Origin of the sequence: Dermacoccus sp. 147Ba (assembly GCF_004151355.1) — a bacterium.
Taxonomy (GTDB): domain Bacteria; phylum Actinomycetota; class Actinomycetes; order Actinomycetales; family Dermatophilaceae; genus Dermacoccus; species Dermacoccus abyssi.
Genome location: NZ_SEHL01000006.1, coordinates 82915 through 97479, shown reverse-complemented (window position 1 = coordinate 97479; position 14565 = coordinate 82915). Strand labels below are relative to the sequence as shown.

The window sequence follows — 14565 nt, the reverse complement described above, 5'->3', positions numbered from 1 at the left end:
CAAGAATAGGTGCGCCCACGGACAACCCCAAAAGGTTGCCGTGGGCGCGCCTGTCGCGTGCGTGCGACGGCCTGCCGGACGGATCAGCCGGTGGTTGCCTCAGCGATGGCGGCGACGAACGCGTCCACGTCGGTCTCGCTCGTGTCGAACGAGCACATCCAGCGCACCTCGCGGCGCGCCGCGTCCCAGTCGTAGAACCGGAACTTCTCGCGCAGGACGTCGGCCACACCTTCGGGCAGCACCGCGAAGTTGCCGTTGACGTACGTGTCCTGGGTGAACTCCACACCCTTGATGGAACCGTCCGCGAGACCGGCCTCCACGCCGTCGCGCAGACGACGCGCCATCGCGTTGGCGTGACGGGCGTTCTCGAGCCACAGCTCGCCCTCGTACAGGGCGATGAGCTGCGCGGCGACGAACCGCATCTTCGACGACAGCTGCATCGTGTACTTGCGCACGTACGGCAGGCCTTCGGCTGCCTCCGGGTTGATGACGACGACCGCTTCGGCGAGCATCGCACCGTTCTTGGTGCCACCGAGGCTGAGGACGTCGACGCCGGCGTCCGTCGTCATCTCGCGCAGGCTGACGCCGAGGGACGCCGCTGCGTTCGACAGCCGCGAGCCGTCGAGGTGCAGCTTGAGGCCGAGCGAGTGGGCGTGGTCGGCGAGCGCCTTGATCTCCTTGACCGTGTAGAGCGTGCCCAGCTCGGTCGACTGCGTGATCGAGACGACGCCGGGCTGCGCGCGGTGCTCGTCACCGAAACCCCATGCCTCGGTGTCGACGAGCTCCGGCGTCAGCTTCCCGTCGGGCGTCACGACGTTGAGGATCTTGAACCCCCCGACGCGCTCCGGGGCACCGCCCTCGTCGACGTTGATGTGCGCCGTCGTCGCAGCGATGACCGCGCCCCAACGCGGCAACATGGCCTGCAACCCGACGACGTTCGCGCCGGTGCCGTTGAAGACGGGGAACGCCTCGACGTCGTCACCGAAGTGACGGGCCATGACCTCCTGTAGCCGCGCCGTGTACACGTCGGCGCCGTAAGCCACCTGGTGTCCGCCGTTCGCCGCCACGAGGGCTGTCATGACGTCCGGGTGCACCCCGGCATAGTTGTCCGAGGCGAAACCGCGCTCGTTGAGGTCGTGCTCCGTCTTCACGCCTGACTCCCGGTGAGGTCGATGATCTGGTCGTTCACGTCGGCCGCGTCGCCCGCGAAGTCGGTGACCACGGCGTCGGCGAGCGATTCTTCCAGACCGTCCAACCCCTTGACGCGGTAGATCACCGCGGCACCGGAGAGGTCACGTCCCTCGTCACGCGCTGCCTTGGTGAAGCCATGTGCGAGGGCCCGCGTCCAGGCTTCCGTCGCGGCCTTGACCGCGGCGTAGTTGGCACCACCGGCGAGCGGGCGCTTGAGCGCCGTGCTGGACACGACGGCCACCCGGCCCCGGCTCGAGGCCTGCAGGTCGGCGTCGAACGCGCGGGAGACGAAACGCAACGCGGTGAACGAGTTCTCGAGGAACCGGTAGTCGGCCTCACTCTGACCGGCGAGGCCTCCCCCGCCGCGCCACCCACCGACGAGGTGGACGAGTCCGTCGATGGGGCCCACCTCGGCGTGCACGCGCTCGGTGAGGCTCGCGACGTCGTCCTCGCTCGCGAGGTCCGCGGTGAACGTCACGGTGCCCGGCACGGCTTCGCGCAGCGCAGCGAGCTTGTCATCACTGCGGCCGACGGCGACAACGCGCGCCCCGGCACCGGCCAGGGCGCGCGCCATCACCTCGCCGCTGGTGCTCGTGGCACCCGCGACGAGCACCGTCAGGGAATTCAGATCAGACATCCTTGCCCGTCATCCCGCTCGTGGAGAGGATCACCGGCTGCATCTTGCGGTTGAAGGCCTCGTAGAACATCGACAGCGGGAACTCGTCGTCGAGCACCGTGTCGGTGTAACCCTTCGGCGGACCGGCGAGCACCTCGTCCGGCAGACCCTTGGCCCATGCGGACGCCGGGTGCGGCGTAAGCACGCCGCGAATGAGGTCGTACGCGGCGAGCCAGTGCGTCACCTTGGGGCGGTCGATCGAACGCCAGTAGAGGTCGTCGATCGCGTCACCGAGTTCGACGACGGCGGCCGTCACGGCATCCCAGTCGAACGCGAGCGACGTGTCGGTCCAGTGAAGGACGCCCTTCTGGTGCAGCCACGCGAAGATCAGCTGCCCGCCGAGGCCGTCGTAGTTGCGCGTGCGGTCCCCCGTGATGGCGAAGCGGAAGATGCGGTCGAAGAGCACGGCGTACTGCACGAGTCCGGCGTGGTCGAGCATCTCCAGCTCATCGTCGGAGAGGCCGAAGCCCTCGTCACGGCGAGCGGCGAGCTTCTTCTCCAGCGCGACGGACTCACGGTAGGTCGTGAGGTCGCAGCGCAGTTCCTCGAGGGAGTACAGGAAGTACGGCATCCGCTGCTTGATCATGAACGGGTCGAACGGAAGGTCACCGCGCATGTGGGTGCGGTCGTGGATGAGATCCCACATGACGAAGGTCTTCTCCGTGAGCTCCTGGTCCTGCGCCAGGCGCTCGGCGCCCTCCGGCAGTTCGAGGCGCGTCACGTCCGCGGCAGCCTTGAGCACCGTGCGGAAGCGCGCTGCCTCGCGGTCCTGGAAGATCGCCCCCCACGTGAACGTGGGCACCTCGCGCATGGCCACCGTCTCCGGGAAGAGCACGGCCGAGTTGGTGTCGTAGCCGTCGGTGAAGTCGAGGAAGCGCAGCGAGACGAAGAGTCGGTTCGTGTACGCGCGCTCGAGGTCCTCGATGAAGCCGGGCCAGATGACCTCGGTCAGGACGGCCTCGATGTGACGGTTCGGCGAGCCGTTCTGGGTGTACATCGGGAAGACGACGAGGTGCTGCAGCCCGTCGACGCGGTTTTGCTGCGGCTGGAACTCGACGAGCGAGTCGAGGAAGTCCGGCACCCCGAAGCCGCCGTCACGCCAGCGCTCGAAGTCGACGACGAGCGCACGCAGGTACGCGTCGTCGTGAGCGAAACGCGGGCGCAGCGTCTCGACGGCATCGACGAGGACGGTGACGTCCTGGCGAGCCTGCTCGTGGTGGGCCGCATCCGGAATCGAACCGTCCTTGACCTGCACGCTCGCGATGCTGCGCGCGGCCTCCTTGAGGCGCTTCCAGGCCGCACTGTTCTCCACAGCGCCGTCTTCGACGACCTCGGGCTCCCCAACGATCTCCTTGTGCTCACGGTTTCGGAAGGTCGTGTCGACGGACATGGAAAACCTCCAATCGAGGAGTTGCGGCCGCTGGACCCACCCCGGGTCGATGTAAGCGGCGAACGTAGCTGACGGCTCTAACATTAGCCGAAGGTGTGCCGCCTCACACAGACGAACGACCCGGTCCGATGCGGACCGGGTCGTTCGTCTTGAGGGTGCTGATTAGTCGGTGTAGAGGCCGTCCAGATCGCCCTTGAACTTCTCGACGACGACGCGACGCTTGAGCTTGAGGCTCGGCGTGATCTCGCCCTCCTCGATGGAAAGGTCGCGCGGCAGGATGATGAAGCGCTTGATCTGCTCCCAGCGGTTGAGCTGCAGGTTCATCTCGTCGACGTAGCCCTGCACCATCTCGCGGCAGGCGTCGCTCGTGACGATGTCGCGGTAGCTCTTGCCGGCCATGCCGTTCTTCTCGGCCCAGCCCGCGATGGCCTCCTCGTCGAGCGTGATGAGGGCGGAGACGAACTTGCGACCGTCACCCTCGACCACGAGGTTGGAGGCGTAGGGGCACACGCCCTTGAACATTGCCTCGATAGCACCCGGCGAGACGTACTTACCGTTCGAGGTCTTGAACAGGTCCTTCTTGCGGTCGGTGATGCGGATGTGGCCGCTCTCGTCGATCGCACCGATGTCACCGGTGTGGAACCAGCCGTCGACGAGCACGCGACTCGTCTCCTCCTCGAGGTTCCAGTACCCCTGCATGACGCCCGGGCCCTTGACGAGAAGCTCGTCGTCCTCGCCCAGCTTGAACTCGGTGCCCGGCAGCGGCCATCCGACGGTGCCGGCCTGGTTGGCGCCGAGGTAGGGGCGGTTGACCGAGGCCGCAGCAGACGACTCCGACAGGCCGTAACCCTCGAGCACCGGCATGCCGACGGCGGAGAACCACAGCGCGACGTCCTTGTTGAGGGCCGCCGAACCGGAGATGAAGTAGCGGATCTGCCCACCGAAGCGGTCGCGGATCTTCGCGAGGACGAGCTTGTCCGCGAGCTTGTACTTCGCCGCAAGGGCGCCGCTCGGCTCGTGTCCCTGGGCGCGGGCCTCGGCCACCTGCATGCCGACACCGACCGACCACTTGTAGAGCTTGAGCTTGACGCCGCCGTCGGCCTCCATCATGCCGTTGATGCGGGCGTAGACCTTCTCGAAGATGCGCGGCGCAGCGCCCATCCACGTCGGCTTCGTCTCGGGCAGGTTCTCGACGATCTTGTCGACGCGACCGTCGACGACCGTCGGGAAGCCGACCTGCATCGGCAGGCACAGAAGCATCTTGCCGAACACGTGGGCCAGCGGGAGCCACAGGTACTGCACGTCGTCGGAGTTGAGCAGCCCGGTCGAGTCGACGGCGGCCGCCTCGTACGCCCATGCGGAGTGCGGCAGACGCACGCCCTTGGCCGGGCCGGTCGTTCCCGACGTGTAGATGAGGGTGGCGAGGTGCTCGGGCTGGATGCCCTCCATGCGCTCCTCGACGACGTTGGGCTCCTTGGCGAGCAGTTCCTCACCGAGCTTCTGCAGGTCGTCGAGGGTGATGACCCAGTCGCCGTCACCCTCGCCGTCGAACGTGACGACCTTGACGATCTCACCGATCTGGTCACGACCCTGGCGCAGCTTGTCGACCTGCTCGGCGTCCTCGGCGAAGACGATGCGCGAGCCGGAGTCGGTGAGGATGTGGACGACGTCCTTGAGCTGCGACGTCGGGTAGACGGTGGTGGTGGCGGCACCGGCCAGCATGGTGCCGAGGTCGGCGAGCACCCACTCGAGGCGCGTCGACGAGGCAATGGCGACACGCTCCTGGCCTTCGATGCCCACGGAGATGAGACCGGCGGCGATCGCGCGCACGTCCTTGTCGGTCTGCGCCCACGTCATCGACTTCCAGGCGCCGTCCTTGGCGAAGCGGAAGCCCTCCTCGTGCGGCGTCTTCGCGACACGCTGCGTGAACAGGTGAGCGACGGAGCGTGCCCGGTTGTCGAGGATGCTCCGATCGAAGGTCTCGTCAGCTTTGTTCATGACCATGGTGTGCCCTCCAGAGGTTCGGCGCCGGCAGTTACCCGCGGGTTCACATCGTGTTTTCCTCACGATATGCGACGGCGCGATGCCGCATGGACGTTTCCGACGAGCCCGACCGCGATCCAACAGGAGAACATGCTCGAACCGCCGTAGGACACGAACGGCAACGGCACACCGGTGACGGGCATGAGCCCCAGGTTCATCCCGATGTTCTCGACGCTCTGGAAGAGGAACCAGCCCGCGATCGCTCCGCACAGGATGCGGCCGAAGGCGTCCCGCGAGCGGATGCCGATGACGAGCGTCCGCACGACGACGAACATCTCGAGGGCGACGATGCCGAGCGCACCGACGAAGCCGAGCTCCTCCCCTGCGACGGAGAAGACGAAGTCGGTGTACTGGAAGGGGATGAATCCACCCTGGGTCGAGCGGCCCTCGAACAGCCCCTGACCGAACCAGCCGCCCGAACCGATGGCGAGCTTGACCTGCGCGACCTGATAACCGATGCCCGACGGGTCGGCCTCGGGCCGCCAGAACGCGAGGAGCCGCTCGCGTTGGTACTGAGCGAGCAACGGCGTCGTGAAGGCGAGGACCGCCACGGCCACGGCGGCGGCGAACAGCCAGGCGAAGACCCGCGCACGAAGCCCCGCGACTGCGAACGCGGAAACCGCCGTCGCGGTGACGACGAGCGCCGAGCCGAGGTCCGGCTGCGCCATGATGAGCGCGAGCGGAACGGCCGCGAGACCGAGGCCGACACGGACGTCACGCCGGGCGAGCGCGCCCCTCACCTGATCGGTGTCGGCGAGCGCTGACGCGAGGGCAAGGCCGAGAGCCACCTTGGCAATCTCGGCGGGTTGGACGGAGAAACCCGGCAGCTCGATCCACGACCGCGAGCCGTTGATCGTGCTGCCCAGTGGACTGAGGACGGCGAGGAGTCCGAGAACCCCGGCGAGGTAGGCCAGCGGAACGGCCGCCCGCAGCGTGCGAGCGTCGAGGCGCAACACGGCAAACGCCAAGGCCATACCGACGGCGACGTTGAGTGCTCCGCGGACGGCAAAAGAGCTTCCGCTCGTCGTGGCCGTTGCCGACCATGTGAGCAGGATGCCGACGAGGCTCAGGCCCGCCGCGGCAACGAGCAGGCCGAGGTCGAGGTGCGCGAGGTCGCGCAAGCCCCGACCGCGTCGTTCACGAGCAGCCAAGGACAGGGCGTGAGGCGGCGACGTCGGCGTGCATCTGCTCGATGAGTTCGTCGATGGAGTCGAACTTCACGTTGCCACGCAGGCGGTCGACGAACTCGATGGCCACGCGCTCGCCGTACAGCTCAAGGTCGTCACGGTCCAGAACGTAGGCCTCCACCGTGCGCTCCGGAATGTCGAAGGTCGGGTTGGTGCCCACGGAGATCGCGGCCGGCAGCCGGTACTCGGGGTGGTCCTGCGGCAGTTCACGACGCACGAGCCACCCGGCGTACACGCCGTCGGCAGGTACGACGCCGTCGGCGTCACGGGCGAGATTGGCGGTCGGGAAACCGAGCTCGCGGCCCCGTTGGAACCCCTTGACGACCTCGCCGACGACGCAGTGGTGACGCCCGAGCACGTCGGCGGCCTCGTCGACCTTGCCCGCTGCGAGCAACTCACGCACCTGCGTCGACGACCAGCGGACGCCCGGGCCGACGTCGTCGAGCGCGACGACGTCGAAGCCGAACTCCTGGCCGAGTTCGCGCAGGGTGTCGATGTCACCGGAGTTCTTGATGCCGAAGCGGGTGTCCTTCCCGACGACGACGGCGCGGGCGCCGAGCGCGTCGACGAAGGTGCCCTCGACGAACTCACGGGGCGTCTCGGCGGCCAGTTCGCGGGTGAACGGCATGACGACGACGGCGTCGAGGCCGCGCTGTTCGAGCAGGTAGAGACGGTCCTCGAGCCCGGTGAGCAACTCAGGTGCGCGATCCGGGTGAAGGACGGCGAGGGGGTGCGGGTCGAACGTCACCGCAACCGTCTTGGCGTCATGCTTGGCTGCCTGCTCGTGGAGCTCGGCGATGACCGCAGCGTGCCCTCGGTGGACGCCGTCGAAGTTTCCCAGGGTGACGACGGTGGGACCGAAATCGGTCGGCAGGTCGGAAGGATCACTCAGGCGCAACACTCGCCCACCTTAGCCGTTGACGCCGAGCTCGCGCTCATCGATACGTGCCAGGCGCCACACCGCCACGGCGAGCAGCCACGTCACGACGAAGAGCCCGACGATGACGTATCCGACCTCGTCGAGCGGGATCGCGCCGAGCCACGCCACCGGCCCGCTCGTGATGCCCCACTTGTCGCTGACGACAGAGGCGAGTTCGATCGTGCCGATGACGAGGGCGACGACGACCGAGAGGCCGGTGACGGTGACGTTGTAGTACAGGCGCCGCAACGGCTTGGCGAAGGCCCAGTCGTAAGCACGCGTCATGAAGACGCCGTCCGCGGCGTCGAGCAGGCTCATGCCCGCGGCGAAGATGACGGGCAGGGTGAGGATGGCGTACCAGGGCAGGGCGAAGGCCGCCGCTCCGCCGGCGAGGACGAGCAGCGAGACCTCGGTCGCCGTGTCGAACCCGAGGCCGAAGAGGAAGCCGAGCGGGTACATCTGGGCCGGCTTGGTGATCGACTTCGTCGCACCGCGGAAGAAGCGCGCGAAGAAGCCACGGCCGTTGAGGTATTCCTCGAGGGCGACCTCGTCGAGGTGACCACGACGGGCCCGACGCCAGACGCGCACGATGCCGATGAGGCTCACGAGGTTGAGGATGCCGATGAGCCACAGGAAGCTGCCGGAGACGGTGGGCCCGAAGATGCCGAGCCACCGGTGCAGGCTCGAATCGTCGTCGGCCACCGGTCCGGCAATGGCCTTGACGCCGAGGGCGAGCAGGAGGCACATCGTGAAGACGACGCTCGAGTGGCCGAGCGAGAACCAGAAGCCGACGCTCACCGGTTTGCGATCGCGCCCGTCGTTGAGGAGCTTGCGTGTCGTGTTGTCGATGGCCGCGATGTGGTCGGCGTCGAAGGCGTGGCGCATCCCGAGCGTGTAGGCCGTGATTCCGAGCCCGATGCCGAAGACCTGGCCCCGTCCGTCGGTGCCGAGATGGAGGTTCTGGGGCGCCACGATGAGCGCGAGCACACCCCAGCCGAGCACGTGCAGGAGGGCGACGAAAGCCGTCATCCCCAGGATCGAACGCCGCTCGGCGGCATTGAAGCCTTTCCACCAGGTGGGGAGCTTGGACACGGTGGCCTCTCGGGTGACGGTGCGAAACCTGAGCATCGTACGCCCGGAGCACCGACTGTTGCGACGGCGTCGCAGAAACCGGCTGGCCGGTGGATTACTTCGGGAAGGTGACCCGGGATTTCGCCTTCGGGGTGCTCTCGTCGAGGATCGCCGCGAGGCGCCCGTCGGGGGCGATGGCGGCCACGGTCTCGGCGCGCTCCGGTGCCGAGGCGATGCGCTGGCCGAAGGTCAGCGCCCGCTCCTCGTCCTCGGTGACGTGATGAACGGCGAAGGCGTCTGCGGCGGCGTCCGCCATCGGGATGACGCTCGGGGCCCGGCCGGTGTCGACTTCGTCCGAGATGTCGTCGAGGGTGCGGGCAGCGTCGAGCGTGAAGGTGCCGACGCGGGTACGGCGCAGGGCCGTGAGGTGGCCGCCCACGCCGAGGGCGGCTCCGAGGTCACGTGCGAGGGCACGCACATACGTGCCCGAGGAGACCTCGACGACGACATCGACGTCCACGACGCGCGTGGCACCATCGGCACTCGTTTCGCGCACCTCGAGAACATCGAAGCGGCCGACCGTGACGGGGCGGGCGGCGAGTTCGACGTCCTCTCCCCCACGCACCCGGGCGTAGGAGCGCTTGCCGTCGACCTTGATGGCGCTCACGCTGCTCGGCACCTGGTCGATGTCGCCGGTGAGTTCGGCGACAGCAGCGCTGAGGGCCTGCTCGGTCACGACCTCGCGCGTGGCACCGGGCGCATCGACGACATCACCTTCGGCGTCGTCGGTGACGGTGGACTGCCCGAGCCGGATCGTGGCCGTGTACTCCTTGTCGCAGCCGACGAGGAAGGTGAGCAGCTTCGTCGCGCGATTGACGCCCACGACGAGCACGCCGGTCGCCATCGGGTCGAGGGTGCCGGCGTGCCCGACCCGGCGCGTGTTCGCGAGGCGTCGCATCCGGCCGACGACGTCGTGCGACGTCCATCCGGCCGGTTTGTCGACGACGAGGATGCCGTCGGGTGTCTGCGGTCGCGCGTCGTTCACTGCTCGTCCGCGGCCTCGGGCTTCTTGTACGGGTCGGCCTCGCCGGCGAACGCAGCCCCCTGCGAGGACCGCGCGAGTTCCTCGTCGCGGGCGCGCGCCTTGGCGAGCGCGTCCTCGAGGTGAGCGGCGCCCTCGGGCAGGGCGTCGGGGAAGAACTCGATCGTCGGCGTGAGGCGGATGCCGAGACCCTTGCCGACGTGGCTGCGGATGCGACCGCGGTTGTCGGCGAGCGCCTCGGCGGTGGCGGCGCGCTCGGCGTCCGAGCCGAAGACGGTGTAGAACACCGAGGCGTTCTGCAGGTCGCCCGTGACACGCACGTCGGTGATCGTGAGGAAGCCCACCCGCTCGTCCTTGAGACGGAACTCGACGAACTCGGCGACGAGCGACTTGATGCGGTCAGCGACCTTGCGGGCGCGAGCCTGGTCGGCCATGGGATCCTCCTTGAGCCGGGCGACGTTTTCGCCCCAACCCTATGTGATGTGTCGGCGCGTGAGCACCGTGGTTTTCGCGTGTGTGGCAGCTGCCTGCTCCGGCGTTTCGCCGGGCAACAGCCGTGGCGCGGCGGGCTGTCGCGCACGCCGTCGCCCCGGCGTGCGTCAGCCCTTGCGGGCGACCACGATGTCGCGGTCGATCGAGGCGTCGACGCGGTGACGGAACGCGTCCTCATCGAGGCCGGCGGCAGGCGCGCCTTGGCCGTGGACGACCGAGAAACCATGCGCGTCGAGCACGTCGGCGAGTTCGCCGGGCTTCACGACGTGGCGGTTGTAGGCGAGGCCGACCGTGCCGCCCGTGCGCAGGGTGTCGTGCCAGGACGGCAGCGCTCGCTCGAGGAGCTGCACCGGGGAACGGTCCAGCTTGTCGCCGTGGGAGCCGTGCTGGACGCCGTAGGGCGTGTCGGCGACGACGACGTCGACGCTCGTCCTGCGCATGACACGCCCGAGCCTGGTGGTGTCGACGTTGAGGTAGGTGACCTGTTGGGTGCGTCCGGCCTTCCAGTCTTCCTTCGTCGGTGCGGTCTCGAGTTCGAGCGCACGCCCGAGCGTCCGGCCTTCGCGACGCACCTGGCTGGCATCGATCTCGTGCTTGAGGCGGTGGGAGCGAAGCCACGTCGTGATGAACGCCTGGTAGGCCTCGAAGTCCTTCTTGTCGAGGTCGACGCCGGTGACGTCGATACCGCGCAGGAGGCAGGTGTTGAGGGTGGTGCCGCGACCGCACATGGGGTCGAGCACGTGGAGGGAGCCGTCGAGCAGCGCCTGCGGGCGCTTTGCGAGCGCAGCGGTGACGTTGAGGAGAAGGTGGGTGAACTGCTCGTTCGTCTTGCCCTGGTACTTCTGGATCGTGACGAGGTCGTCGCTGTAGGGGCGACGACGTTCGAGGGCCGTAGGGCGCAGCAGCCCGTCGGCCGAACCGAAGAGGGCGAAGGCGCCGCTGGCCTCGCTCACGACGCGGGTGAGCAGGTCGTCGTCGCCTTCGATGTTGAGGTAATCGACTCCGGCGACGGTGACGGGTCGTACGCGGGCGTCCAGGCCCAGAGCGTCGGCCATGACGGTGATCTCCGCGGCGTTGAGGCGCGCGGCGTCTCCGGCGTAGACGCGGTTCGACGAGGGTGCGAGGAGCAGGAGGCGCCCGTCGGGCGCGGTGTCGAGCGATGAGCGAAGCTCGGGCTGGGTCTCGTCGGCGGCGTTCTTGGAATTCACGGGCTCCAGTGTGCCGCAGTGACAACCCCGACCCCGAATCCGCGGCGTTCCAGCCAGGCGACGAAGGTCCAGGCTGCGGGAGCTCAGATCTCCAAGTCGAGAGTGCGGAACGCGGCCACCATCGAACGGAGATGCGACTTTAGAAGCCCACATGCGGAAAGCCCAACACTCCCCATGACCGAACCACGCTGGAAGCGGACTCCGCAGAGCAAGCGAAAGCCCCCACGAACCCCGAGCTTGCGAGGGGTGGTGAGGGCTTTCGCTTGTGATGCGGCCCGAAGGGCTATCGCACCGAGGCTGAATCCCGAGCTTGCGAGGGATTCAGACCGGAAGACGGCCCAAGGGAACGCACTCAGACCGGAAGACGGCCCAAGGGAAGGACTAGTCCCTCGGCTTCTCCCGCATTTCGTACGTCGTGATGAGGTCTCCGACCTGGACGTCGTTGTGTGAGCCCAGGTTGATACCGCACTCGAAGCCTTCGCGGACCTCGGTGACGTCGTCCTTGAAGCGACGCAGACCGGCGATCTCGAGGCTTTCGGTGATGACGACGCCGTCACGCGTGATGCGTGCCTTGGAGCCGCGCTTGATCTCACCGCTACGCACCATGGATCCGGCGATGTTGCCGAACTTGGACGAGCGGAAGATCTCGCGGATCTCGGCGGAACCGAGCTCGTGCTCCTCGTACTCCGGCTTGAGCATGCCCTTGAGGGCCTGCTCGATCTCGTCGATCGCCTGGTAGATGACCGAGTAGTAGCGGATCTCGACGCCTTCCTTCTCGGCGTATTCGGCGTTCTGGCCTTCGGCGCGAACGTTGAATCCGACGATGATGGCGTTGGAGGCGACTGCGAGGTTGATGTTGTTCATCGTGATCGCGCCGACACCACGGTCGATGATCCGCAGGTCCACGTCGTCGCCGACGTCGATCTGCAGGAGCGCGTCCTCGAGGGCTTCGACCGAACCCGACACGTCACCCTTGAGGATGAGGTTGAGGGTTTCGACCTTGCCTGCAGCGAGCTGCTCGTTGAGGTCCTCGAGGCTGATGCGCTTGCGAGCCTTGGCGAGCGAGGCCTGACGGTCTGCCGCTTCACGCTTCTCGGCGATCTGACGGGCCGTGCGGTCGTCCGGGGCCACGATGAACGTGTCACCGGCGCGCGGCACGGAGGCCAGACCCGTGACGAGCACGGGACGGCTCGGACCGGCTTCCTGAACGTTCTCGCCGTGCTCGTCGAGCATGGCGCGAACGCGTCCGTAGGCCTGGCCGGTGACGATGGCGTCACCGACGCGCAACGTACCGGACTGCACGAGAACCGTTGCGACGGCACCGCGACCACGGTCGAGGTTGGCCTCGATCGCGACACCGCGGGCGTCCTTGTCCGGGTTGGCGCGCAGGTCGAGCGCGGCGTCGGCGGTGAGCAGGACGGCCTCGAGGAGGCTGTCGATGTTCTGCCCCTGCTTGGCCGACACGTCGACGAACATCGTCTCACCGCCGTACTCCTCGGCGATGAGGTTGTACTCGGTCAGCTGCTGACGCACCTTGGCCGGGTTCGCGCCGTCGGCGTCGATCTTGTTGACCGCCACGACGATCGGAACGTCGGCCGCCTGGGCGTGGTTGAGCGCCTCGATCGTCTGCGGCATGACGCCGTCGTCGGCCGCGACCACGAGGATGGCGATGTCCGTGACCTTCGCACCACGGGCACGCATGGCGGTGAACGCCTCGTGACCGGGGGTGTCGATGAAGGTGATGGGACGGTCGACGCCCTCGTGCTCCTTGTGGACCTGGTAGGCACCGATGTGCTGCGTGATGCCACCGGCCTCGCCCTTGCCGACGTCCGCGTTGCGGATGGCGTCGAGCAGGCGCGTCTTACCGTGGTCGACGTGACCCATGACGGTGACGACCGGGGGACGCTGCTCGAGCATCTCGTCGTCCTCGCCCTCGGCCTCGGCCTCGAGGTCGATGTTGAACTGGGAGAAGAGTTCCTTCTCCTCGTCCTCCGGCGAGACGACACGGATGTCGTAGCCGAGCTCGGCACCGAGCAGCTGGAACGTGTCCTCGTCGAGCGACTGCGTCGCCGTGGCCATCTCACCGAGGTGGAACAGCACGGTGACGAGGCTCGCCGGGTTCGCGTCGATCTTGTCGGCGAAGTCCGTCAGGGACGCACCGCGGCGCACCTGGATGACGGTCGAACCGTTGCCGCGCGGGACGCTGACACCGCCGATCGACGGAGCCTGCATCTGCTCGAACTCTTGACGCTTCGCGCGCTTCGACTTACGACCGCGGACCTTGCTGCCGCCGCGACCGAAGGCGCCCTGGGTGCCGCCGCGACCACCGGGGCCACGCCCGCCACCGCCGGGACGACCGGCGAAGCCGCCGGGACGACCGCCGCCACCGGGGCGACCTGCGCCACCACCGCGGGCCGGGCGCTCGCCCGGACGCGGAACGGCAGCCTGCGACGGCATCATGCCCGGGTTCGGGCGCGGTGCGCCGGAGCCACCCGCGGGACGGGGGCCACCTGCACCGGCCGGACGCGGACCGCCCGCACCAGCGGGACGGGGACCGCCCGCACCGGCCGGACGCGGACCGCCCGCACCAGCGGGACGGGGACCGCCCGCACCGGCCGGACGCGGACCGCCCTGACCCTGACCACGGTTGCCGGGACGCGGCATGCCCTGGCTGGGCGCGAACGGGTTGTTGCCCGGACGCGGGGAGCCGCCTTCACGGCCGCCGCCACGACGATCGCCCTGCGGACGCTCGCTGCGGCCCATGCCCTGGCTCGAGCTGAACGGGTTGTTACCCGGACGCGGAGCGCCGGGGCGCGGTCCGGGACGTCCGGCACCGGGACGCTCGTTGCGAGCAGGCGCGGCCGGAGCCGGCTTCGGCGCTGCAGGGCCGGGCTTCGCAGCGGGAGCCTTGGGTGCCGGCGCCGGCGTTGCAGCCTCCGACTTCGGCGTCGCGGGCTTCGCCTCGGCGGGCTTGGGAGCCTGGGCCTCGCGCTTGGGCTCCGGCGACGGCGCGGGAGCCGGGGTCCCGGCCTTCGGCGCAGGCTTGGATGCCGGTGCCTTCGGGCCCGGCTTGGGGGCGCCCGGCTTCGCCGCGGACGGCGTTGCCTTCTTCGCGGGCGCGCTGGACTTGTCGTCCGCGGACTCGCCGCCTGCCTTCGTCGGCTTCGGCGGGTTCTCCTTGATCTTGCGCACCACGGGCGCCTCGATCGTGGAACTTGCGGACTTCACGAACTCGCCTTGCGCCTTGAGATGCGCAAGGAGTTCCTTGCTTTCGACTCCGAGCTCTTTGGCGAGCTCGTGGACTCGAACCTTGGCCACGTTTCTCCTGTCGGTTTTCGACGGACCG

The 14565-nt window shown here is 68.3% G+C and carries 11 protein-coding genes; all 11 read right to left on the bottom strand.

Annotation, left to right across the window (positions count from 1 at the left end):
• Positions 1–83 precede the first annotated feature (83 nt).
• Complete coding sequence (locus tag EVU97_RS09350; RefSeq protein ID WP_129665290.1) at positions 84–1151, bottom strand: low specificity L-threonine aldolase; 1068 nt, start codon at positions 1149–1151, stop codon at positions 84–86.
• Positions 1148–1828: an SDR family oxidoreductase gene (locus EVU97_RS09345; protein ID WP_129665289.1), complete on the bottom strand. Its 681-nt coding sequence runs from the start codon at positions 1826–1828 to the stop codon at positions 1148–1150. Before EVU97_RS09345 ends, EVU97_RS09350 begins: the two co-directional genes overlap by 4 nt.
• Positions 1821–3257, bottom strand: a complete 1437-nt coding sequence (locus EVU97_RS09340; RefSeq protein WP_129665287.1) for a DUF6421 family protein — start codon at positions 3255–3257, stop codon at positions 1821–1823. Before EVU97_RS09340 ends, EVU97_RS09345 begins: the two co-directional genes overlap by 8 nt.
• A gap of 162 nt (positions 3258–3419) precedes the next feature.
• Positions 3420–5255 (bottom strand): long-chain fatty acid--CoA ligase, encoded by a 1836-nt coding sequence (locus EVU97_RS09335; protein ID WP_370448531.1) that lies wholly within the window; start codon positions 5253–5255, stop codon positions 3420–3422.
• A 65-nt stretch (positions 5256–5320) separates the two neighbouring features.
• On the bottom strand, positions 5321–6421 hold the full coding sequence (gene rodA / locus EVU97_RS09330; RefSeq protein WP_240730185.1) for a rod shape-determining protein RodA: 1101 nt from the start codon (positions 6419–6421) through the stop codon (positions 5321–5323).
• Positions 6422–6437: 16 nt separating this feature from the next.
• Positions 6438–7388: a bifunctional riboflavin kinase/FAD synthetase gene (locus EVU97_RS09325; RefSeq protein WP_047312025.1), complete on the bottom strand. Its 951-nt coding sequence runs from the start codon at positions 7386–7388 to the stop codon at positions 6438–6440.
• Between the two features lie 9 nt (positions 7389–7397).
• Positions 7398–8435, bottom strand: a complete 1038-nt coding sequence (locus EVU97_RS09320; protein ID WP_240730184.1) for a HoxN/HupN/NixA family nickel/cobalt transporter — start codon at positions 8433–8435, stop codon at positions 7398–7400.
• Positions 8436–8592: 157 nt separating this feature from the next.
• Positions 8593–9522, bottom strand: a complete 930-nt coding sequence (truB, locus tag EVU97_RS09315) for a tRNA pseudouridine(55) synthase TruB (RefSeq protein WP_129665278.1) — start codon at positions 9520–9522, stop codon at positions 8593–8595.
• On the bottom strand, positions 9519–9953 hold the full coding sequence (rbfA, locus tag EVU97_RS09310; RefSeq protein ID WP_047312022.1) for a 30S ribosome-binding factor RbfA: 435 nt from the start codon (positions 9951–9953) through the stop codon (positions 9519–9521). Before rbfA ends, truB begins: the two co-directional genes overlap by 4 nt.
• Before the next feature lie 165 nt (positions 9954–10118).
• Entirely contained in the window at positions 10119–11219 is a 1101-nt protein-coding gene (locus EVU97_RS09305) for an SAM-dependent methyltransferase (RefSeq protein WP_240730183.1), read from the bottom strand.
• Positions 11220–11600: 381 nt separating this feature from the next.
• Positions 11601–14537, bottom strand: a complete 2937-nt coding sequence (gene infB, locus EVU97_RS09300) for a translation initiation factor IF-2 (RefSeq protein WP_129665276.1) — start codon at positions 14535–14537, stop codon at positions 11601–11603.
• Between the last annotated feature and the right edge of the window lie 28 nt (positions 14538–14565).

Excerpts from the sequence above, each read along its gene's own strand:
- EVU97_RS09345 (WP_129665289.1), bottom strand. The coding sequence starts at position 1,828 with ATGTCTGATCTGAATTCCCTGACGGTGCTCGTCGCGGGTGCCACGAGC.
- EVU97_RS09340 (WP_129665287.1), bottom strand. The coding sequence starts at position 3,257 with ATGTCCGTCGACACGACCTTCCGAAACCGTGAGCACAAGGAGATCGTT.
- EVU97_RS09335 (WP_370448531.1), bottom strand. The coding sequence starts at position 5,255 with ATGAACAAAGCTGACGAGACCTTCGATCGGAGCATCCTCGACAACCGG.
- EVU97_RS09320 (WP_240730184.1), bottom strand. The coding sequence starts at position 8,435 with ATGACGGCTTTCGTCGCCCTCCTGCACGTGCTCGGCTGGGGTGTGCTC.
- rbfA (WP_047312022.1), bottom strand. The coding sequence starts at position 9,953 with ATGGCCGACCAGGCTCGCGCCCGCAAGGTCGCTGACCGCATCAAGTCG.